The organism is Pantoea sp. X-Soil-MYKO-1785, assembly GCF_059730675.1.
Genome location: NZ_AP036000.1, coordinates 2146279 through 2167052, shown reverse-complemented (window position 1 = coordinate 2167052; position 20774 = coordinate 2146279). Strand labels below are relative to the sequence as shown.

Annotated in this window: 19 protein-coding genes and 1 pseudogene; 15 read left to right on the top strand and 5 right to left on the bottom strand. The window is 51.7% G+C overall.

The window, feature by feature from the left end:
• Window position 1 precedes the first annotated feature (1 nt).
• The 6 genes from AC6I8D_RS10225 (at window position 2) to AC6I8D_RS10200 (ending at window position 7404) form a co-directional block, all read left to right on the top strand.
• Window positions 2–712 carry a C40 family peptidase gene (locus AC6I8D_RS10225; protein WP_497820103.1) on the top strand — a complete coding sequence of 237 codons (711 nt, stop codon included), beginning with the start codon at window positions 2–4 and terminating at the stop codon, window positions 710–712.
• Between the two features lie 52 nt (window positions 713–764).
• Entirely contained in the window at window positions 765–1100 is a 336-nt protein-coding gene (locus AC6I8D_RS10220; protein WP_497820102.1) for a hypothetical protein, read from the top strand.
• 51 nt (window positions 1101–1151) lie between these two features.
• Entirely contained in the window at window positions 1152–1751 is a 600-nt protein-coding gene (locus AC6I8D_RS10215) for a tail assembly protein (protein WP_497820101.1), read from the top strand.
• Window positions 1752–1811: 60 nt separating this feature from the next.
• A complete protein-coding gene (locus tag AC6I8D_RS10210) occupies window positions 1812–5012 on the top strand; it encodes a TipJ family phage tail tip protein (protein WP_497820100.1) in 3201 nt (1066 codons plus the stop codon).
• A complete protein-coding gene (locus tag AC6I8D_RS10205; protein WP_497820099.1) occupies window positions 5012–6100 on the top strand; it encodes a DUF6453 family protein in 1089 nt (362 codons plus the stop codon). The genes AC6I8D_RS10210 and AC6I8D_RS10205 overlap by 1 nt, the downstream gene beginning before the upstream one ends.
• Window positions 6101–6162: 62 nt before the next feature.
• Complete coding sequence (locus AC6I8D_RS10200; RefSeq protein WP_497820098.1) at window positions 6163–7404, top strand: tail fiber domain-containing protein; 1242 nt, start codon at window positions 6163–6165, stop codon at window positions 7402–7404.
• 203 nt (window positions 7405–7607) lie between these two features.
• Here AC6I8D_RS10200 and sapB read toward each other — a convergent pair whose 3' ends face one another.
• The gene (sapB, locus tag AC6I8D_RS10195) at window positions 7608–8573 is read right to left on the bottom strand and encodes a putrescine export ABC transporter permease SapB (protein WP_312054479.1); all 966 of its coding nucleotides are present in this window, start codon (window positions 8571–8573) and stop codon (window positions 7608–7610) included.
• Window positions 8574–10196 carry an ABC transporter substrate-binding protein SapA gene (gene sapA / locus AC6I8D_RS10190; RefSeq protein ID WP_312757091.1) on the bottom strand — a complete coding sequence of 541 codons (1623 nt, stop codon included), beginning with the start codon at window positions 10194–10196 and terminating at the stop codon, window positions 8574–8576.
• Between the two features lie 171 nt (window positions 10197–10367).
• On the opposite strand from sapA, the gene AC6I8D_RS10185 reads away from it, so the two are divergent.
• From AC6I8D_RS10185 to AC6I8D_RS10175, 3 genes and pseudogenes are all read left to right on the top strand, one after another.
• Window positions 10368–10523 (top strand): hypothetical protein, encoded by a 156-nt coding sequence (locus tag AC6I8D_RS10185; RefSeq protein ID WP_312054483.1) that lies wholly within the window; start codon window positions 10368–10370, stop codon window positions 10521–10523.
• Window positions 10524–10803: 280 nt separating this feature from the next.
• Window positions 10804–11007, top strand: a pseudogene (locus tag AC6I8D_RS10180) (bacteriophage antitermination protein Q); the annotation flags it as partial.
• A gap of 448 nt (window positions 11008–11455) precedes the next feature.
• The gene (locus AC6I8D_RS10175; protein WP_312054485.1) at window positions 11456–11779 is read left to right on the top strand and encodes a colicin E1 family microcin immunity protein; all 324 of its coding nucleotides are present in this window, start codon (window positions 11456–11458) and stop codon (window positions 11777–11779) included.
• A 34-nt stretch (window positions 11780–11813) separates the two neighbouring features.
• Here AC6I8D_RS10175 and AC6I8D_RS10170 read toward each other — a convergent pair whose 3' ends face one another.
• Window positions 11814–12923, bottom strand: coding sequence for a colicin-like pore-forming protein (locus tag AC6I8D_RS10170; RefSeq protein ID WP_312757087.1), 1110 nt, complete (start codon window positions 12921–12923; stop codon window positions 11814–11816).
• Between the two features lie 1178 nt (window positions 12924–14101).
• The gene (gene pspF, locus AC6I8D_RS10165) at window positions 14102–15103 is read right to left on the bottom strand and encodes a phage shock protein operon transcriptional activator (RefSeq protein WP_497820097.1); all 1002 of its coding nucleotides are present in this window, start codon (window positions 15101–15103) and stop codon (window positions 14102–14104) included.
• 164 nt (window positions 15104–15267) lie between these two features.
• Between pspF and pspA the strand changes: the two genes are divergently transcribed.
• The 6 genes from pspA to AC6I8D_RS10135 are packed head-to-tail and all read left to right on the top strand — an operon-like array spanning window position 15268 to window position 19282.
• Complete coding sequence (pspA, locus tag AC6I8D_RS10160) at window positions 15268–15933, top strand: phage shock protein PspA (protein WP_069728377.1); 666 nt, start codon at window positions 15268–15270, stop codon at window positions 15931–15933.
• 35 nt (window positions 15934–15968) lie between these two features.
• On the top strand, window positions 15969–16196 hold the full coding sequence (pspB, locus tag AC6I8D_RS10155; protein ID WP_031377770.1) for an envelope stress response membrane protein PspB: 228 nt from the start codon (window positions 15969–15971) through the stop codon (window positions 16194–16196).
• Window positions 16193–16543, top strand: a complete 351-nt coding sequence (gene pspC, locus AC6I8D_RS10150; RefSeq protein ID WP_497820096.1) for an envelope stress response membrane protein PspC — start codon at window positions 16193–16195, stop codon at window positions 16541–16543. The genes pspB and pspC overlap by 4 nt, the downstream gene beginning before the upstream one ends.
• A gap of 54 nt (window positions 16544–16597) precedes the next feature.
• Entirely contained in the window at window positions 16598–16846 is a 249-nt protein-coding gene (gene pspD, locus AC6I8D_RS10145) for a phage shock protein PspD (protein WP_031377768.1), read from the top strand.
• Window positions 16827–18224, top strand: coding sequence for a YcjX family GTP-binding protein (locus AC6I8D_RS10140; RefSeq protein ID WP_312757079.1), 1398 nt, complete (start codon window positions 16827–16829; stop codon window positions 18222–18224). Before pspD ends, AC6I8D_RS10140 begins: the two co-directional genes overlap by 20 nt.
• Window positions 18221–19282 carry a YcjF family protein gene (locus tag AC6I8D_RS10135; RefSeq protein WP_312757077.1) on the top strand — a complete coding sequence of 354 codons (1062 nt, stop codon included), beginning with the start codon at window positions 18221–18223 and terminating at the stop codon, window positions 19280–19282. The genes AC6I8D_RS10140 and AC6I8D_RS10135 overlap by 4 nt, the downstream gene beginning before the upstream one ends.
• A 50-nt stretch (window positions 19283–19332) precedes the next feature.
• Here AC6I8D_RS10135 and AC6I8D_RS10130 read toward each other — a convergent pair whose 3' ends face one another.
• Window positions 19333–20751, bottom strand: coding sequence for a hypothetical protein (locus tag AC6I8D_RS10130; RefSeq protein ID WP_497820095.1), 1419 nt, complete (start codon window positions 20749–20751; stop codon window positions 19333–19335).
• Window positions 20752–20774: the final 23 nt, after the last annotated feature.

Here is a 20774-nt window from a genome sequence, read left to right as displayed (position 1 = left end):
CATGCGTCAAAAAACCATAGATGCTCTGCTGGCGCATGCTGAATCCGAATACCCTCGCGAGTGTTGCGGCGTGGTGGTGCAGAAAAGCCGCGTGGAGCGTTACTTTCCGTGCCGTAATCTGGCAGCAGAACCAACTGAACAATTCCATCTTTCACCTGAAGACTATGCGTCCGCGGAAGAATGGGGAACGGTCATAGCAATTGCGCACAGCCATCCTGACGCAACAACCCGACCAAGCCCGCTCGATGAGGCTATGTGTGACGCCAGCGGCGTTCCCTGGCATATCGTCAGCTGGCCGGAGGGTGACTTGCGGACGATTCAGCCGCGTGACGAGTTACCGCTGATTGGCCGGCCGTTCGTGCTGGGGCATAGCGACTGTTGGGGGCTGGTAATGAGCTACTTCCGCCAGGAGCGCGGTATTGAGCTGAACGATTACCGGGTCGATTATCCATGGTGGGAAGACGACCATGCCGACAACTTTTACCATGATTGCTGGTATGAGTGTGGCTTCCGGGAATTTGACGGACCGCCACAGGCTGGAGATCTGGTGATTATGCAGGTCCAATCCAACAAGTGGAACCATGCCGGCGTACTACTGGAAGATAACATGTTGCTTCATCATCTTTATGGCCGCGTCAGTAACCGAATCCCATACGGAGGCTACTGGCAGGAAAGAACGATGAAAATCGTCCGTCATAAGGAAATGTTTTAGAAAAAATGAGATGAAAGCTATTATCAATTCTTGACTAAATTAAGGAATGGTAATGAAAAAAATCATCGTACTCTTTTCAGCTTTGGCTCTTGCTGGATGCATGGCGGATTCACTAGAAACTCAGATTCCAATCTATGAAGGTCATTCAACTAAGAACACTGACCAGTTAAATCGCTGTATCACTCCAAAGTGGCAAGAACTGAAGCCAACAACGAACTCAGCGCCAACTGAAACTGGATACAGGGTTTTATCCTCAGAAGATCTTTTTGGAGCTTTAGCTATAGCCAGAATTGATACATCTAACAATGGTGGATCTGATGTGAAAGTCTATGCCGTAGCCAGAGGATTTAATGATCATTGGGCTACCGCTGTTCGTTCATGCATGTAAATCATCTTATTTTAATAAAGCCGCCGATGGCGGTTTTTTTATGGGCGCAATATGGAAAACACCATAAGAACGATACGTCTATATGGCGTTTTGGGCGCTACCTTTGGTCGCGTTCATCATTTGGCTGTCGAAACTCCCCGAGAGGCAATTCGTGCCATGTGCGTTGTAATTCCAGGATTTGAAAGATTTCTGAATACCAGCAAAAAGCGGGGGATAACTTATGCCGTTTTCAATGGGAAGCAAAATCTCCAAGTTGAAGAACTGGAAGCTGATCGCAGCAAGGGAGAAATACGAATCGCGCCGGTGATCATCGGAAGCAAAAGGGCAGGTGCGCTACAGACTATTTTGGGGGCTGTGCTTGTTGTCGTTGGCGTGGCAATCGGCTATTTCACAGGGGGAACTCTCTCAGCTGTCGGCTACGGTGTGGCTAAAATCGGTGCCGCAATGATGCTCGGTGGTGTGGTGCAAATGCTGTCTCCTCAGACGCCGGGTATAGCGAGCAAACAGGATGCTGACAACCAGGCGTCATATGCTTTTGGCAGTCCGACCAATACAGCCGCTCAGGGCTACCCTGTCCCACTGCTTTACGGCCAGCGCCGCATTGGTGGCGCAATTATCTCTGCGGGAATCTATGTAGAAGATCAGCAGTAATTCAATCCGGTTTTCACCACCAAAAAGGTCGCTACGGCGGCCTTTTTTTATGGGCGCAATATGGCTACAGCACTCGCTATCAAAGGCCGCAAAGGCGGCTCGTCTGAATCACGCACTCCGACTGAACAACCTGATGACCTGCAGTCTGTTGCCAAAGCAAAAATTTTGCTGGCACTGGGTGAAGGTGAATTCTCTGGTGGGCTCACAGGAAAGCAAATTTTTCTTGATGGCACAGCAATCGAGAATGATAACGGCACACAGAACTTCAGCGGAGTAGCGTGGGAATTCCGCTCAGGCTCGCAAGCGCAGAGTTATATTCAGGGCATCCCGGGAACTGAGAATGAAATAGCTGTTGGCACCGACATCTCATCTAAAACAGCCTGGATTCACACCTATACCAACACGCAGCTATCAGCAATCCGCCTTCGCTTAAAATGGCCAGCTCTTTTCAAACAAGAGGATGATGGCGATCTGGTAGGTTACAGCATTAACTATGCTGTCGATTTACAGGCTGATGGTGGAACATGGCAGACTGTTTTAAATACCGCTGTGACCGGAAAAACAACTACCGGTTACGAGCGTAGCCATCGCATAGATTTGCCACAATCAGGAAGCACCTGGACTATCCGCCTTCGTAAAATAACGCAGGATGCCAACAGCGCCAAAATTGGCGATACGATGAACCTAGAAAGCTATACAGAAGTCATCGACGCCAAACTGCGTTATCCAAACACCGCGTTGCTATATATCGAGTTCGATTCCAGCCAGTTCAACGGCAGTATCCCGCAGATCACGTGCGAACCAAAAGGGCGCGTTATCCGCGTGCCTGATAATTACGACCCGGTCACCCGCTCTTACGCCGGTACCTGGCAAGGCACCTTCAAATGGGCGTGGACGGATAACCCAGCTTGGATTTTTTACGATCTGGTAGTAACAGACCGCTTTGGCCTGGGTGACCGTTTGACGGCTGCCAATATTGACAAGTGGACCTTGTATCAAGTGGCGCAGTATTGCGATCAGCTTGTACCTGACGGCAAAGGAGGAAACGGCACCGAGCCGCGCTATAAATGTGACGTTTACGTTCAGACTCGTAATGACGCTTATACGGTCATGCGTGACTTTGCAGCAATTTTCAGAGGCATGACGTACTGGGGCGGCGATCAGATAGTCGCGCTGGCGGACATGCCGCGTGACGTCGATTACAATTTCACAAATGCCAACGTGGTAGACGGTGATTTTGCCTATTCCAGCAGCACCACCAAAACGCGCTACACCTCTGCGCTGGTCTCATATTCCGATCCCTCAAATGGCTATGCCGATGCCATGGAGCCGGTTTTTGAAAAGGACCTGGTGTCACGCTACAAGGTATATAACCAGCTGGAAGTAACGGCGATTGGCTGTACCCGCCAGTCAGAGGCCAATCGGAAAGGGCGCTGGGGGATTCTTACCAACAACAAAGACCGTGTTGTCGCGTTTTCTGTTGGGCTTGATGGTGATATCCCGATGCCGGGATATGTTATCGCTGTTGCTGATGAGTACCTTTCTGGCCGCGTGGCGGGCGGACGTATCAGTTCGGTAAACGGCAGAGCCATTACACTGGATCGTGCGCCAGATGCAAAGGCAGGAGATCGCCTTCAGGTTAACCTGCCGAGCGGGATTTCGCAGGCCAGGACTATCCAAAGCGTTAACGATAATATCGTGACCGTCACCACTGCTTACACGCAGACGCCTCAGGCTGAAAGCATATGGGTGGTTGAATCAACGGATTTATACGCTCAGCAGTATCGCGTCACCTCTGTTGCGGAAAATGATGATGGTACTTTCACCATTACTGCAGCCGCGCACGATCCGGATAAGTATGCCCGCATTGATACCGGCGCGGTAATTGATGATCGCCCAATCAGCGTGATCCCTCCGGGCAATCAGGCTGCACCCACTAACATCGTTATCGATTCTTATTCTGTCGTTCAGCAGGGTATCAGTCTCGAGACGATGCGGGTCCAGTGGGATGCGGTGGCTAATGCAATCAGCTACGAGGCTCAATGGCGTCGCAACGATGGCAACTGGGTTAATGTAGCACGCAGCTCGACCACCTCCTTTGAGGTGCCAAGTATTTACTCAGGTCGATATCTGGTGCGTGTCCGGGCTATCAACGCCGCGGAGATTTCATCTGGCTGGGGATACTCTCAGGAAAAGACGCTTACCGGAAAAGTAGGCAATCCGCCAAAACCGGTCGGGCTGACTGCACTAGGAATTAACTGGGGTATCACGCTGACCTGGGGATTTCCGGCAAACACCTCAGATACGCTGATGACGGAAATTCAGTACACAGCCAATGACGACCAGTCCGATCCAATTCTGCTTGCGGATGTTCCTTATCCTCAGTCTACCTATACCCAGCTCGGCCTGCGGGCCGGTCAGGTTTTCTGGTATCGGGCTCAGTTAGTGGATAAATCGGGTAACGAATCCGGATTTACAGACTGGGTGCGCGGCATGGCTAACGACCAGGCCTCCGACTATCTGGAGGATATTGCAGAGGACTTTTTCAAATCAGAAGATGGTCAGGCACTGCTTGAACCGATTATTACCGACCCTGATACGCTACTCAAAGATATTCTTGCCAACTACGACGCCGTTGAGCAGCAGTGGGCGCAGTACGGAGATAACCGCGCCGGTATCATTGAAGCTAAGAAGGTTGCCGCCGATGCGCATAGCTCTATAGCTCAACTTCAGACAGACGTAATTGCCAGCTTCCAGTCAACGAATGCAGCCGTTGCTGCTAATCAGGCGGCGATTCAGGAAAAATTCACCGCTTATGCAGACATAGATAATCCATACGCCGTCTGGACGCTGAAAACCGGCATCCGCTACAACGGCGTGAATTATGACGCCGGGCTGTCAGTGGCTACGACAGTTACAAACGGGCAGGTACAAACGCGGGTTGCGGTGAATGCTAACCAGTTTGTTGTGATGAGTGGCTCTGGTGATAACCGTTTTTCTCCGTTCGCGGTTGTGGGCGGGCAGGTTTTCATGAACAGCGCCTTTATCCAGGAAGGGACTATCACAAATGCGATGATCGGAAACTTCATTCAATCCAATAACTATGTTGCCAGGCGTGCGGGATGGCGCCTGGATAAAGGGGGTGGGCTGGAGATCAACAGCAACAATGGCGCAGGTGGTGGCTCCGTTCTCAATGCCGATGGTTTAGCGGTATATGACACAAACGGCGTAGAGCGATTCAAGGCAGGGAAACTCAACTGATGGCTGATATTTATGGAGTTCGTATCACTCCCGACGATGGAGGCAAACAAATCATACTGGACGCCTCAATGCGTTACGCATCATATCTTGGTAGCGCGTCCATGCTGGCAAACACCGGGTCAGTGGGTGGGTTTAAGCCTCAGCCCGCCAACAGCAAGGCGCTGATAGTGCCACGAAATCTGGTTCGGGTGTATCCAGGAAGCAATCCTGCCGGACCGCCTATGGCATATGTTCGCAGCATGTCTTTTAACGGCAGCGCTCTTGTTTACGATGCAAAGTTCACCGATCCGGATGGCGGCAAACCATTACCTACCGATGAGGCGGGGTTTTCTGATGTATTTTCTGTCTCATACGCTGAAAACCCTTCAGTGGAATATGGAGCGAGAATCACCAACGGTTCAAACTTTATGGAAATAGGCGACACATCGTATCTTGGGTTTGTAACCTACAGAGCCGTCATCAATATAAATGGGTCGTGGAGCATCCCGTCAGAAATTGTAAATCTCGGGAATTATATTGTATTTGCGCGATGGTCAAATACTAACAACCCGCTATATCTGGACAGAGCAAGTAATGCCATTAAGTCATATACGGCATTTGGAAGCATCGAAGGGTCAATGGAGGGTGGTATAGTTAATAATGTTCAGGTGGTGATTGTCTCCTGCGGATTCTCCCCCTCACTTCCCGTTTCTGGTTATGGGATGGTTATTCGAAACGCCTCAAATCAAGTCACGTATTCCAGCAAATATCCACCCGTAATGTGGCCTGACGCCTACTACGATTTCGGGTTTTATGAGAGCTATGACGGCTCTTCGGGTGAGGTGCTGTCATGGGTTAACCCCACTGGTGCTGTATCCCAACCAATGGTTCCGCTTTGTAGCCTCGGCCTGCAGCGCGGCGATTACAGCAGGGATAATAACGGGTACAGCTTCAGAAAGTGCTTAGAGTCTGGCCTAAAGATGAATGGCAACGCTATTTCAACAGCAAGAGCCAAGACTACAGGACGGGAGGTGGTTGTTTACCAGTACCCTAAAGCGGTACAGGCGGCGTGCCAGCTTCCTTGCATCGAAGCATCATATTATTTTTGAAAAACCCCCGTATAACTATATAACCGGCCACCGCGCCGGTTTTTTATTGCCCGGAGAAAGCTATGCCAGCAGGCACTATTGCACTAACTAACAACTCAGCAGCAGTTAAAGGCACAGGAACAAGTTTCACCACCGAATTTAAGGTCGGTGATTTTGTAGGTGTTGTAGTGGGTGGTGCACCATACACAATGATTGTCGCTTCTGTTGTATCCAACACTCAGCTTGCATTAAGCGTGCCATTTAATGGTCCGAGCGCCACTGGCTTAGCCTGGTACGCCGTGCCGGCTTCGCTGAAAATTGCTATCACTCAGCAAACCCTGAACGACGTCGGAACGAATGCACGCGGCATGATTCAGGAAAAGGCGAACTGGCAGCAAGTTTATAGTGCAAGCGGCAATGTAACCGTTACGCTTCCAGACGGTACTCAGTACAGTGGCCCATCATGGAAAAGCCTGGCAACGTCCCTTGCAGGACTTGGAAATTCAGCCACGCGCAATGTAGGAACAACGAGCGGGACAGTGGCCGCAGGTGATGATTCGCGGTTGAATACGGTAAATGGTAAAACTGGGGGAGTAATATCGTCAAGCGTTCAGCTTTCAGCGGGTACGCTGGGCTGCAATGGACCTATTGTGGCTACTGGCAGTGGTTTTTTTTGCGACAATGTTAGCGACACAACCAATGATGCTACATCGACATTCATGCGCGCGTATGCCCTTGATCGTAACTATGATGTCTACCACCAATACTACCTTGTAAAAGGGCAGTACCACTCCTGGCGCTCTGTACAGAACGGCATAATATCGCTCAGCGTGAGGTCTAATGGTTCTTGCTATGCGGTCTCATTCAACCCGACATCCGATTCAAGGCTCAAATTTAACAAGCGGTTCATTGGTGATGCGCTTTCCAGGTCAATGACATTAAGGGGTATGACCTACCAGATTCAGGGCGAGACAAAAGCGGGTGTTATTGCACAAGACGTACAAAAAATACTTCCAGAATCTGTGACCGTTGGCGGTGAAGAAATAGTTTTAGAAGATGGAGAAATAATTAACGATCAGCTCTCTCTGGATTATGCCGGGATTACGGCATTGAATACTGAGGCATTAAAAGATGTGGTCAAGTTGATGCTCGAGTGTCTGACTGACCCCGATTCAGCCAGGGCCAAACTTACAGAACTGGTTGGCGCTATTAACACGTCGACAGATGACGCGAACGAAACAGATATGCGAATGGAGTGGGCTTTGCTTAACCCTCCCGTCTCATCTCCAGACGAAGTGACTGAAGACACCCCCCTCAGATGGTGAAGCGTAAAAAGCCCCGGCGACGGGACAGGTACAGATCGCGCCAGTATCAGCAGGCTGCGCGGTGGGTGATTTGAGATTAGTCACTTCCCGTCGCAGCTGCCAAATAAAAAAGCGTACACCAAAGGGTGCCTGAATTGGTTTTTACCTAGTATTCATATGGTATATTATTGATTTTAATCGATTTATTTAACTCAGCTTAAGCGCTATCGGAGGGCATACCATTCCTTATGTTTCAACGGATTCATCGCTGCGCCAATCACATCGGAGACGACGTTAACCAGAATCACCAGTCCACCAATCACCATCACGCCGGCCGAGATGGCCGCATAATCCTGCTGGCGAATCGCATTGATCAACCAGCGGCCAAGGCCGGGCCAGTTGAAGACCATTTCAGTGATCATCGCCAGCGTCAGCATGGTTGAAAATTGCAGGCCAAGACGCGGGATCACCGGCGGTAAGGCGTTATGCAGCACGTGACGTCGGATCACCGTCAGTTGTGACAGTCCACGGGTGGCGGCGGCTTTAACATAATTTTTTTCCATCACCTCGCTGGTGCTGTTGCGCAGCAGGCGGATCACTTCGGTAGTCGGTGCCATCGCCAGTACCAGCACCGGCAAAATCAGGTGGGTCAGGGCGCTGATGATCATCTCGTGCCGCCACGGTGAGCGGCTAAGCCAGGCATCAATCAGCGCAAAGCCTGACACGTTTTGCACCGGATAGAGCAGATCGTGCCGTCCCGACACGGGCAGCCAGCCAAGCGTCAGCGAGAAAAACAGCGTGAGCAGCAGGGCCAGCCAGAAAATCGGCGCTGAAAAGCCGAGCAGCGCCAGCGCACTGATAGTCTTATCCTGCCACTTGTTGCGCATCACTCCGGCGCAGATGCCGAGCGGAATACCCACCAGCAGGGCAAACACAAAGGCCAGAATGCACAGCTCCATGGTGGCGGGAAAAACTTCGCGCAGCTGCAGGCCAATTTCCTGACCGTTGGTGCTGGAGACGCCGAAATCAAACTGCAGCATTCCTTTGAACCAGAACCACCAGGCGTCAGACAGGGCCGCGCCTTCCAGCGGCGCGTTGGGAGTAAAGTAACTGAGGCTGAAGCTAACCAGCGACAGCAAAAACAGCGTAATCAGCAGCAGCAGCAGGCGGCGCAAAATATAGATGATCACTTACTTTTCCTCAGCCTCTTCACGATAAACCCCGGCAAAAGAGGCGTTGCCAAACGGACTCAGCACCAGCCCTTTAATGTCATGGCGAAACGCCTGCAGACGCAGCGACGATGCCAGCGGCAAGACCGGCAGCTCCTGAGCCAGAATCTGCTGCGCTTTGTCGTAACTGTCGATGCGCCCCGACAGCTGCTGTGTCAGCAGAGCATTCTGCAATGTTTCATCAAAGGCCGGCGAGCACCAGTGCGCATAGTTGGTCTGGGAACGGATCGCCGCGCAGCTGAGCAGCGGACGGAAGAAGCTGTCCGGATCGTTGCTGTCGGTCGCCCAGCCCGCCAGGGTCAGGTCGTGATTCATCGACATCAGCTGCGCCTCCTGAAAACGTCCCTCGACCGGCACAATGGTCAGGCGAACGCCCACCTGCGCCAGATCGGCCTGCAATAACTCGGCGGTTTTAAGCGGGCTGGGGTTCCACGACTGCGAGGCCGACGGCACCACCAGCCGCAGATGCAGGTCAGTCAGGCCCAGCGCTGCCAGCGCGGCGCGAGACTTTTCAGGATCGTATTCGGTCACCCTGGCATCACTGTCATAAGCCCACGAGGCGCGCGGTAATATAGAGGCCGCGGTTTCAGCGGTACCGTAATAAATCGACTCCATCAGCCGCTCATTATTGATTGCCAGCGCCAGCGCATGCCGTACTTCGGGGCGATCGAGCGGCGGCTTGCGGGTATTAAACGCCAGATAGGCGATATTCATCCCGGGCCGCAGCGTCATTCGCAGGCGCGGATCATCGCGCAAAATACTGAGCTGACTGGCAGCCGGATAAGCCAGCACGTCGCATTCGCCGGTCAGCAGTTTCGACAAACGGCCGGTGCCGCCGGCGCCTAAATCGATCACCGCCTGCTGCAGACGCGGCACGCCTTTCCAGTAATGCGGATTGCGCGCCAGGCGAATGTACTGGCCGGTGCGATATTCACTCAGCTGGTAAGGGCCGGTGCCCACCGGCTGCCGATCCAGCTCTTCCTGGCGGCCCTCAGCCGTCAGTTGATCGGCGTACTCTTTAGACAGCACCGGCGCATAGTGGGTCGCCATGTGCCAGAGGAAGGAAGCGTCCGGACTGTTCAGCCGGAACTCAACCGTATTGTGATCCAGCTTTTTCACGCTCTGCACTGAATCGGCAAACTGCAGGCTATCGAAGTAGGGATAGTTCCCGCCGTTGACGTTATGCCACGGATGATGGCGATCGAACATCCGGGCGAAGCTGAATACCACATCATCCGCATTCAGAGTACGTGTCGGTTTGAACTGGTTGGTCTGCTGGAACTGCACGCCGCTGCGCAGGTGAAAACGATAGGTCGCGCCATTGTCACGCACCTCCCAGCTGGCGGCCAGATCGGGCTTCAGACGGTAGGTATAGGGATCGACATCCAGCAGGCGATCGTACAGTTGCGCCGCCAGGGTATCGACGGTTAACCCGCTGCTGACCATTTGAGGATTGAAGGTGTTCAGCGTGCCGCTTACGCAATAGACAAAGCCGGTCTGGCGAATATCACCGGCGGGGGCCGACCACGCAGGCGAACTCAACACGCTGAGGCTGAACAACAGCGAACATATTAGTTTTGACATAGAACTCAACGATTTTGAGGCATTAGATAGAGTGTATCGCAAAGCGGGCGTTGTCCCAAAATCTGCGACGCTGCCCGACTTGATATTCATCCAGCCGGCGGCAGAAAAAACGTACAGAGAGTGTGGTAATGAGAAATATTCTCAATTAGCACTTTACAGATGATAATAAGAATGATTATTATTCATCTGCACTTCGACGGTGGCTCTACCGAAGAAGAGCACGACATTGCTCACATTGCTTCCAGTATTGTTGCCCGCCTGATGGCGGGCTTTTTTTTGCCTGAAATGGTCAACGCGAAGCGGACGGCTGGCCGGATAAGCGCCTGAGACGGCAGGGATACACCCATGATGAATGACACCTGATAGATGCTGAGGGCGTACGATGCACGCTCGATGGCTGGGAACGTGAGGAAATTATTTCATGAGGGCGCAGGATCTGGAGTAAGCAGCCACCGAAATCAGTCGTGTGCTGTTTGATTACTCAGGGAAGACTAAACGGTAACTGGAGGCATTAAACAAGAATCCGCCGGCTGATAAAAAAACGGCTGTTATGCAATCCTCTCCATAGCGTTGAGCTGCACGATGGTAAGGGCGGCAAAGCAAGGTTAAGGCGGAGAATACCGCTGTTTACGCTTTAGAGACTCACAGTAGTTGCAAACCAATGTCGCCTGTAAGTAATGAGGTTTTCGCTGCGTTAACGTGGCGGCGCGCTGTTAATCAGTTTCCAGAGCATAAACAGGCCTGGCTACGAAATTGCCAGGGATATGATCTGGATTGTCGCCATCAGATCACCCTGTGTGAATACGTCTGAAGTAAATTTCAATCCGTTTACCTCCAGCATTAATCAGTAAAAAGCAGAATCGGCTTTAAACGCTGGTTTGGGTCGAAGTGCAGGAGGTTGCATGTTCGTAACGCGCTGCGCATTTTAGAAGTATGCCGATGTGTTACTGGCGTCAAGGCTGGGCGTATCGCGTTCAGGCGGGTCCCGAAATTATTTCCGTACTGGGATGCGTTGAAAGTGTTAGTTCGGAGGTGGGATGAAAGGGCGTTCAATGATGCCCAGGAAAATACATCATCGCCTGGATGACTGACTAAGAGGTTACAGTAAAATCAAATTACTGGCCGGATAAAAGTTAACGCTCATGATATTAATGAAAAGCTGAGGTTACTTTAACCTACATATGTATAATGGGAGCAGTACCTGAACTTAGGCGTGCACATCCATACGTAAAAATATTGCTTTCATGGAGCTAAAGACGATGAGAGTTAAATACTACATGATCAATTTACTTTTTGGAGTGGTTGGTGTTTTAGCGCTCGGAACAGGATGGTATGAAAACCCCGGTGACCCAAAAAACCAGCTCTGGATGATTTATACCGTAGTTTCCTGGTTGGCTTTTCCCTTTGCAAAGTTTGCTGTTGAGAGCATTGCTTTAAAGTTTACTGAAGAAGGTTTCTGGCATCGAGGTTTTTTTAAGGATGACATCGGGAAGAATGGTTTGGTAGCAATCTATTGGGTATTTTGCTTCTTTTTTGCGATACCTCTCTCATTGATATCAATCCCGTTTTTAAAAAAAGGCTGAAGGATCCCCAGCCTTTTACAACACCTTCGGGAATTTATATTCCTAAACGCCCATTGATTTTTTCCATAAGTTTCTCATTAACCAGCGACCCAACTAATGCCATGATCAAAGCAAAACCTATGATACCTAATGGCAAACCAAACATAGCTGAGAAGGCAAATGCAGTAACCGCGGTGGCAACCCTTCCAGCAGTAAGCGCTTCGATTTTGACTAATGCAGGACGCCAGTTATCGGTCTCAAAACTTTTTTTAACTTCCTGGAAAACACCATATGCGTCAGTTGCTTTACCGTAATACCCAAAAGCCTTGCTCATTTTAGAAAGCTGAGAGGCCATTCGAGCCATATCTACTGAATTTAATGCATTAACGATTGCAGCTCTATCTGCAGCACTGAATTTCGCCCCTAAATATGAACGATAGCGTTCATAAGCAGCCAGAGCCTCGTCAACATTCCGGATGGTTTTCCCCCTGGCTTGTTCTGCAAGCTCCTGAGAAAGTGATGTTGCCTGCTGTCCGTATTTTCGTGTAAGTTCGCTGTAGAAGTCAGCTACAAGTTTAATACCATCTCGCAGATCTACAGCTTCCTGAGCTTTTTGCTGGCGAGAATAGTTAATTGATGCCAACTCTTGCTGTGCTTTCAGGGTATCTTGCTTTGCTTTATAGATGCGGTTGCCGCTTTGACCGCTATGCACCAGGTTGTAGTTTTTGCGAATAGTCTCTTTAAGTTGAGCAATGCGCGCATCAGACTGATCACCTGTAAAACCAGGTCCTGGACCCTGTAATGGTGCATCTTTTTTCATCCCACCATTATTACCACGCGCTGATATAAGACCAAGATCCTGCCCGTTAGCATCATCCGCTCCAACGGAAAACAGGCCTACTATATTACCATAATCATCAACTATATAACCGAAATATAAACCTGGCTGCATGCCATTGGCTTGTGCTGCAGCATCGCCAATGGTTTTTGTAATTATTGAATATGATTGAAGTAGAGGGCTTCTATTACCGCTACTGCCACCTCCTGAACCGGAACTATTATGATTCCCCGCATTTCCCGTGCTACCACCACCTGGTGCAGGACCTCCACTCTCTGAACTCCAGCCTGTACCATCGCCGTGACCACCATAATTGAACCCAGGCATATAAAATTCCTTTTTAGAAAGCTATGAGAATAAGTGATGCGTTAAGCACCGTGCTTTATTATTTCCTGAAGACTAATTTAAGGCAATTTAAATTAACTTATAGATTGGTGTTCCGGCAAGAAAAATCAATAAATTATTTCCAAGGCTATTTTTTTTTGGTTAATTTGCTCATGGTTGTTAATAAACTACTGAAAATATGGGTAGAAACAGCAATCTGACTTGAAAAGATTCGCTGAATTGGGAGGTGAGAGGCACTGAGTGCGTGAGCCAGCTGGCGGATAGCAATCTGCAGATCTTCATTCACTCCTGCAATAATTTTGTTTGGATGGGAGGTGAAGATAGTCATCAGAGAATTCAAATAACTTGCATGCTGTACAACATGTGAAAATGATCTTGCAAACTGCAACTAAAAGGGTCTTATTTGGCTGATGTTTTATATCATTCCGTCACTGTTAATCGAGACAATGTAATTTACTATTGAGCGGATTTTTATTTACTTTGAATCATTATCTGATTGATTTATAATGATCTACAGTTAGTTCAGGCCTTTTTTAAAAAAGCATGAGGTTAGTATTCCTCTTTTCAGGGAGGAAGCACAAAAATACATTTGTACGCTGCTAACGGCGTCATCCCATACCGTAGAAAATAATCAGCTGCATTAAGCTGATTATTTATGTGAATCGAATTACGTATCACGGACAGGACCGGTTCAACCGATACTGATGTAAACGAAATCGTATAGGGTGAAGTGGCCGCTTTTAAAGCAGCAGGGTATTCCTTGTCTGACTATTCGATAGATGAGACCGACTTTATAAAAGTCTCCACTGAGGGTGCCAGGAGCTTCAGAACTATGCTGAGTGAAATGACCACTCCCTATGATGAAGCCAGAAGCTTTTTTAAAGAGATAATGACACCGATTTGCATCAAAAATGTTTTAAAAACCCTGATTAAAGACCACTGAAATTTAGAGAGCTGGGTGACGTGGTGGTATTCGGGCGAGTTACCGCTACGGTGCTGTCAGTATATGAGTCGTAAACTCCTGCTATCTGACGTTAAAACCGGCCAAATCTGTTCTCCAAAATGCAATGGTATCTGGTGAGAAAACAATGCGTTATGAAGTATCTTAAAGATGCGAGCTCTGACCGGCCTTCCTCTGATAAGTCTTTGATTGTTAAGTTTTAATGTTCGTTTGTGATACCGTGCTTTTTCATCATGGCGCGGAGCTGGTGGTAGGTAACGCCCAATAACCCCGCGGCGCGGCGCTGATTGTATCGTGCCTGTTGCAGGCTGGTTTCCACCAGCTCTCGTTCCTGCTGATTTTGCCACTGACGCAGATCGAGCGGCAGCGCCGGCAGGTCGCCCTCGGGCGCGGGACGGCTCACCGGCAGGGTATCGACCGGCTCAGGCCGGCGAGCGAACGGATTAATAATCACGTTATCCAGCGGCTGCTCGCTGCTGTTGTGGCGATAAACCGACCGTTCCACCACATTCTTCAGCTCACGAACGTTGCCGGGCCAGTGGTAACTCAACAGCGTCTGCTGCGCCTGCGCGGTAAAGCCAGGGAACAACAGCAGGCCAAGTTCACGGCACATCTGGATAGCAAAATGCTCAGCCATCACCAGAATGTCGCTACGTCGTTCACGCAGTGGCGGCAGCTGAACCACGTCAAACGCCAGACGATCAAGCAGGTCGGCGCGGAATTTTCCGGCGGCCGCCAGGGCAGGCAGGTCTTCGTTGGTGGCGCAGACCAGCCGCACATTAACCTGCAATGAGTGATTACCGCCGACGCGCTCCAGCTGCCCATATTCGATTACCCGCAGCAGTTTTTCCTGAACCAGCATCGGTGCCGTCGCCAGCTCATCAAGAAACAGCGTGCCGCCATCCGCCCGTTCAAAGCGGCCCAGATGTCGCTTCTGAGCGCCGGTAAAGGCCCCGGCTTCATGGCCGAACAGCTCAGAATCGAGCAGGTTTTCATTCAGCGCGGCGCAGTTCAGCGAGATAAACGGCCCCTGCCAGCGGTCAGAAAGATAGTGTAAGCGGCTGGCGATCAGCTCTTTACCGGTACCGCGCTCGCCAATCACTAATACCGGCTTTTCCAGCGGAGCCAGCTTCGACACCTGCTCCAGCACTTCAAGAAAATTATTGGACTCACCGAGAAGGTTGTCGTTGTTTCCAGTCATGATGAATTTCGCCACCCCTTAATCATTTTGACTATATTAGAACAAGCCAAAAGGGCTGTAAAATTTAAAAATTGATAATAATCAAAGAATTATAAAATTGGCACGCATCTTGTATTAGCCATACAGCGCAACACGCCATGACACATTTAAAGAGGAACATCATTATGGGTATTTTTTCTCGTTTCGCCGACATCGTAAATGCCAACATCAATTCGCTGCTGGAGCGTGCGGAAGATCCGCAGAAACTGGTCCGTTTGATGATTCAGGAAATGGAAGACACCTTAGTTGAAGTCCGCTCAACCTCTGCACGGGCGCTGGCTGAAAAGAAACAGCTGACACGCCGGATTGAGCAGGCAGAGATTCAGCAGGCCGAATGGCAGGAAAAAGCCGAGCTGGCTCTGCGTAAAGATAAAGACGATTTAGCCCGCTCAGCGCTGATCGAAAAACAGAAACTGACTGACCTGATCGCCGCCCTGAAACAGGAAGTGAGCCAGGTAGAAGAGACGCTGGAACGCATGAAAGGCGAAATCAGCGAGCTGGAGAAAAAACTGAGCGAAACGCGGGCGCGTCAGCAGGCGTTAACGCTGCGTCATCAGGCGGCTTCCTCTTCACGTGACGTTCGTCGTCAGCTGGACAGCGGTAAAATTGATGAAGCGATGGCGCGTTTTGAATCGTTTGAACGTCGCATCGATCACATGGAAGCGGAAGCGGAAAGTCACGGTTTTGGCAAACCTAAAACGCTGGATCAGCAGTTCACCGATCTGAAAGCGGATGATGAAATCAGCCAGCAACTGAATGCGCTGAAAGCCAAAATGAACCGCAGTGAATAATTATCGACGTTGCGATGAGTGATTAAGGAGAGTCAATGAGCGCACTTTTTCTTGCCATACCGCTAACGATCTTCGTGTTATTTGTGGCACCGATCTGGCTATGGCTGCATTACAGCAACAAACGCAACGGCGGTTCGGAACTGTCGCAAAGCGAAATCCAGCGCCTGCAGCGTGTTGCTCAGGACGCGCAGCGGATGCGCGAACGCATTGATGCGCTGGAGGCGATTCTGGACGCAGAACACCCTAACTGGAGGCAACCATGATGAAGGGCCGTAAGTTATGGCGTAAACCTGACGAAGGAAAATTGATGGGCGTCTGCGCAGGTCTGGCGGAGTATCTCGATATTCCGGTGCGGTTACTGCGCGTCATCATGGTGCTGTCACTGTTTTTCGGCCTGTTTATGTTTACCGTGGTCGCCTATTTCGTGCTCGGCTTTGTACTGGATGTCAAACCGGCCGATGCCGCTGACATCCCGCGTCAGCCCAGCGCCAGTGAACTGCTGGATCAGTTAGAAAGCGCACTGCAGCGCGATGAACGCAGCGTGCGCGATGTGGAACGTTACGTAACGTCTGAAACTTTTAGCGTGCGCAGCCGCTTCCGCCAGCTTTAATTTTGCTTATCCGGGCCTGTTACAGGCCCTTTCGCTGACCCTTCGGAGGTGTCGATGTCTTTCTCGCGATCCACTGCTTTTCGCCACCGCGCGGCACCCGCGTTGAAGTCGGCGGCTAAATTCATCATTATTAATGCTGTCACTTACGGTCCTGCTGGCGTCACCGGCTGGGCAGTGAAATCGGTAGCACGCCGTCCGTTACGTCTTTTACTGGCGATGGCGCTGGAGCCATTGCTGAAACGCGTAATGAATCGCGCGGCGTCGCGCTTCATCAGGGAGAAAGATGAAAAGACTGCAAACTGAATTTGCCGCGTTAATGAACCGCGGCGTCGACCGGCACCTGCGCCTGGCGGTTACCGGCTTAAGCCGCAGCGGAAAAACCGCGTTTATCACCTCGCTGGTTAATCAACTTCTGACGGTCCACAGCGGCGCACGATTGCCGCTGTTTTCCGTGGTGCGGGATGAGCGCCTGCTCGGGGTAAAGCGGGTACCGCAGCGCGATATGGGAACGGCGCGCTTTACCTACGATGAAGGGCTGGCGCAGCTTTACAGTACGCCACCCGCCTGGCCGACACCAACCCGCGGCGTCAGTGAAATGCGGCTGGCTCTGCGCTACCGGCCCAATGAATCATTGCTGCGGCATCTGAAAGAGACCGCCACGCTCTATCTGGAGATCGTGGATTATCCCGGTGAATGGCTGCTCGATCTGCCGATGCTGGCGCAGGATTATCTGGCCTGGTCGCGGCAGATGAACGGGCTGCTGCAGGGCGATCGTGCTGAATGGGCAACGCCGTGGCGCACGCTCTGCCAGCAACTCGACCCGCTTGCGCCTGCCGATGAAAACCGGCTGGCGGAAATTGCCGCGGCGTGGACCGATTATCTGCACCGTTGTAAGGCTGAAGGATTGCACTTCATCCAGCCGGGCCGGTTTGTCCTGCCGGGCGACATGGCGGGCGCACCGGCACTGCAGTTTTTTCCGTGGCCGGTTACCGACGACGGGCAGCTCAGCAAACTGGCTCAGGCCGACAAAGGCAGCAACTTCAGCATGCTGCAACAGCGGTTTAACTACTACTGCCAGCATGTGGTCAAGGGATTTTATAAAAATCATTTCCTGCGCTTCGATCGTCAGATCGTGCTGGTCGATTGCCTGCAGCCGCTCAACAGCGGGCCGCAGGCCTTCAACGATATGCGGCTGGCACTGACCCAGCTGATGCAAAGCTTTCATTATGGTCAGCGGACGCTGTTCCGCCGGCTGTTTTCACCGGTTATCGATAAATTACTGTTTGCCGCCACCAAAGCGGATCACATCACCAGCGATCAGCACGGCAATATGGTGTCACTGTTGCAGCAGCTGGTGCAGGATGCCTGGCAGAACGCCGCATTCGAGGGGATCAGCATGGACTGCATCGGGCTGGCCTCGGTGCAGGCGACGCAGAGCGGGCTGGTGGACCACCGGGGTGAGAAGATCCCGGCGCTGCGCGGCAATCGGCTGAGTGATGGCGAACCGCTGACCGTCTATCCCGGTGAAGTGCCTCCACGGCTGCCGGGTAATGCTTTCTGGCAGCAGCAGGGTTTCCAGTTTGAACAATTCCGCCCACAGCAGCTGGACGTTGATCGCCCGCTGCCGCATATCCGCATGGATGCTGCGCTGGAATTTTTATTAGGAGATAAATTGCGATGAGTGATCCGCTGAAGCCCCGTATCGATTTTGCCCGTCCGCTGGATGAGGCAACAGAGGTGCCGTTACGGCCCGCGCAGACCTTTGACGCGCAGGCGCAGGCGGCGTTTCTGGCGGTGCAGGATGATGAAGCCGCCGTCGAGGAAGAGGGCGCAGGTGAGCGCGCAGTGGAAGCGGCGCTGAAACCGAAGCGCAGTCTGTGGCGCAAACTGGTGATGGCCGGCGTGGCACTGTTTGGCGTCAGCGTCGTGGCGCAGGGCGTGCAGTGGACCCACGATGCCTGGCTGGCCCGCGACTGGTTTTCACTCGGCAGCGGCGTAGCGGGCGGCCTGATTGTGCTGGCGGGCGTCGGCGCGCTGGCCGGTGAATGGCGTCGCCTTTACCAGCTTCGCCAGCGTGCCGAAGAACGCGACATTGGCCGCGAACTGCTGCACAGTCACAGCATGGGTAAAGGCCGGGCATTTTGCGAAAAGCTGGCGCAGCAGGCCGAGCTGGATCAGGCGCATCCGGCGTTACAGCGCTGGCACGCCTCGCTTCATGAAACCCATAACGACAGCGAAGTTGTTCGCTTATATGCTCAGCTGGTGCAGCCGGTGCTGGATCGTCAGGCGCGACGTGAAATCAGCCGTCACGCGGCAGAAGCCACGCTGATGATCGCCGTCAGTCCGCTGGCGCTGGTTGATATGGCTTTTATTGCCTGGCGTAACCTGCGGCTGGTCAATCGCATCGCCGCGATTTACGGCATTGAGCTGGGCTACTTCAGTCGTATCCGCCTGTTCCGGCTGGTGCTGCTCAATATGGCGTTTGCCGGTGCCTCAGAACTGGTGCGTGAAGTGGGAATGGACTGGATGTCGCAGGATATCGCCGCGCGCCTCTCCACCCGGGCAGCGCAGGGTATTGGCGCCGGTTTGCTGACCGCGCGACTGGGCATAAAGGCGATGGAACTGTGTCGCCCGTTGCCGTGGCTGGAGCAGGATAAGCCGCGACTGGGTGATTTCCGTCGCGAGCTGTTAGGACAGATGAAAGAGGCGTTGCAGAAGGGCGGCAATAAGTCTGCCTAGCGGTGCTGTGACACCATCATCCAGGGCGGCCTTGCCGCCTTTTCTTTTGTTTAATGAGGCTGGCGCAGCACCGCGCGCGAATCAATAACCAGACAGTCACCCGGACAACCGGCTTCATCGGTGATGATCGGATTCGCCGGCAGCGTAAACGCCATGGCATTTTGTTGCCGGATAAAATGCGCCATGCCGGCAAAGGTCCATGACATGCTTAATCCCAGCCCGCCAAAATCATCATATTTCCGCAATGTCGCCACTTTCGGCAGATATTCTCCGGTCAGACGATAATAGAGTGCGCCCTGAAAATCTTTTGGCACCTGAGTAGTAATAGCCTGATTAAGCAGCGCAAACTCTTTGCGCGCCGGAACCGAATAGCCGTTGTTCAGATGACTAATGGCCAGTGCCGCCGCCGCCAGCACCAGCGCGGCATATAAGGTTTTTTTCCACTTAAATTTTTGGCCGATCTCAAACAGACCCAGAATAAAAACGCTGGTTGAGATCAGGGAGCCAGCAATCAGGGTACGGTAAGCTGCCATGCTTTCACTGACAATAAGATTGGGCAGCGCGGCGATCAGCAGTAAGAAAAAGACCAGGTAAAACTTATCATTGCCGGCGGCTTTAATTTTCTTCAGCCCAAAGCCAATGACGATTAAAGAGAGAATCACCGAGACGGTTTTAGCCCCGAGATCAAAATGGCAGATGATGTTTTTAAGATACTCTGAAAAGAACCATTTCACCTTATTCAGCAGATCGTAGCTAAAAGCCGAACGCGGCAGCGCATGGCCATAAAGCTGGACTGGCAGCACCTTCGACGCAATCAAAGCGGCAAACATGCCTGCGCCCAGTACCATCAGCGAAATCACCGCCCGTTTTTTATCGATTCTGCGCGCTGAGAGGCACAAATCCAGCATGGCAAAAAAGGTAAAGCTCATCGCGGCTGGCTGATAAATACAGAAGGCGATGGTCAGCAGAACGATCGCCAATAGTGGCCCTGCCAGGCCGGGCTTCACTGACCATCGATAGCTCGCGCCAGCCAGCAGAATCGCGGTGATATAGGGAAAGCAGGAAGCCCAGGCGATATAAACCTGGAAAGAGGGCAGCAGGCAGAGCAACAGTGAAAAGGTTATGCGCTGCGCCTGGCTTTCCATCAGCGCGTATTTCTGAGTCAGGGTATAAATATAATAGCCGGTAAAAATAAGCAGAATAATTGCCACTGAACGCAGCAGCGCCAGTTTTGCTACGCTATCGACCATAAAAGAGGCGGCATACTGGATGATTCCGTACACCGGCCGGCCTGATAATGTATCCCAGTTTAAAATACTCAGCTGATCGAAGTTGGCCCAGTAGAGGTTGGTCCAGTCATCGGTATAGGCATAATGGGTTAAATAAGCCGGATAGTATGCAAAAAGAAACACCACTATAAAGAGCGCAAACACGTTGCCACGGCTCAGGCCCTGTTTACCGATCATCATCTTTCATCCTTTGTTATTGGCAC

Bases quoted from the DNA above. Each gene is read 5' to 3' on its own strand.
- AC6I8D_RS10225 (WP_497820103.1), top strand. From the start codon at position 2: ATGCGTCAAAAAACCATAGATGCTCTGCTGGCGCATGCTGAATCCGAA.
- AC6I8D_RS10220 (WP_497820102.1), top strand. From the start codon at position 765: ATGAAAAAAATCATCGTACTCTTTTCAGCTTTGGCTCTTGCTGGATGC.
- AC6I8D_RS10215 (WP_497820101.1), top strand. From the start codon at position 1,152: ATGGAAAACACCATAAGAACGATACGTCTATATGGCGTTTTGGGCGCT.
- AC6I8D_RS10210 (WP_497820100.1), top strand. From the start codon at position 1,812: ATGGCTACAGCACTCGCTATCAAAGGCCGCAAAGGCGGCTCGTCTGAA.
- AC6I8D_RS10205 (WP_497820099.1), top strand. From the start codon at position 5,012: ATGGCTGATATTTATGGAGTTCGTATCACTCCCGACGATGGAGGCAAA.
- AC6I8D_RS10200 (WP_497820098.1), top strand. From the start codon at position 6,163: ATGCCAGCAGGCACTATTGCACTAACTAACAACTCAGCAGCAGTTAAA.
- sapA (WP_312757091.1), bottom strand. From the start codon at position 10,196: ATGTCAAAACTAATATGTTCGCTGTTGTTCAGCCTCAGCGTGTTGAGT.
- AC6I8D_RS10185 (WP_312054483.1), top strand. From the start codon at position 10,368: ATGATTATTATTCATCTGCACTTCGACGGTGGCTCTACCGAAGAAGAG.
- AC6I8D_RS10175 (WP_312054485.1), top strand. From the start codon at position 11,456: ATGAGAGTTAAATACTACATGATCAATTTACTTTTTGGAGTGGTTGGT.
- AC6I8D_RS10170 (WP_312757087.1), bottom strand. From the start codon at position 12,923: ATGCCTGGGTTCAATTATGGTGGTCACGGCGATGGTACAGGCTGGAGT.
- pspF (WP_497820097.1), bottom strand. From the start codon at position 15,103: ATGACTGGAAACAACGACAACCTTCTCGGTGAGTCCAATAATTTTCTT.
- pspA (WP_069728377.1), top strand. From the start codon at position 15,268: ATGGGTATTTTTTCTCGTTTCGCCGACATCGTAAATGCCAACATCAAT.
- pspB (WP_031377770.1), top strand. From the start codon at position 15,969: ATGAGCGCACTTTTTCTTGCCATACCGCTAACGATCTTCGTGTTATTT.
- pspC (WP_497820096.1), top strand. From the start codon at position 16,193: ATGATGAAGGGCCGTAAGTTATGGCGTAAACCTGACGAAGGAAAATTG.
- pspD (WP_031377768.1), top strand. From the start codon at position 16,598: ATGTCTTTCTCGCGATCCACTGCTTTTCGCCACCGCGCGGCACCCGCG.
- AC6I8D_RS10140 (WP_312757079.1), top strand. From the start codon at position 16,827: ATGAAAAGACTGCAAACTGAATTTGCCGCGTTAATGAACCGCGGCGTC.
- AC6I8D_RS10135 (WP_312757077.1), top strand. From the start codon at position 18,221: ATGAGTGATCCGCTGAAGCCCCGTATCGATTTTGCCCGTCCGCTGGAT.
- AC6I8D_RS10130 (WP_497820095.1), bottom strand. From the start codon at position 20,751: ATGATGATCGGTAAACAGGGCCTGAGCCGTGGCAACGTGTTTGCGCTC.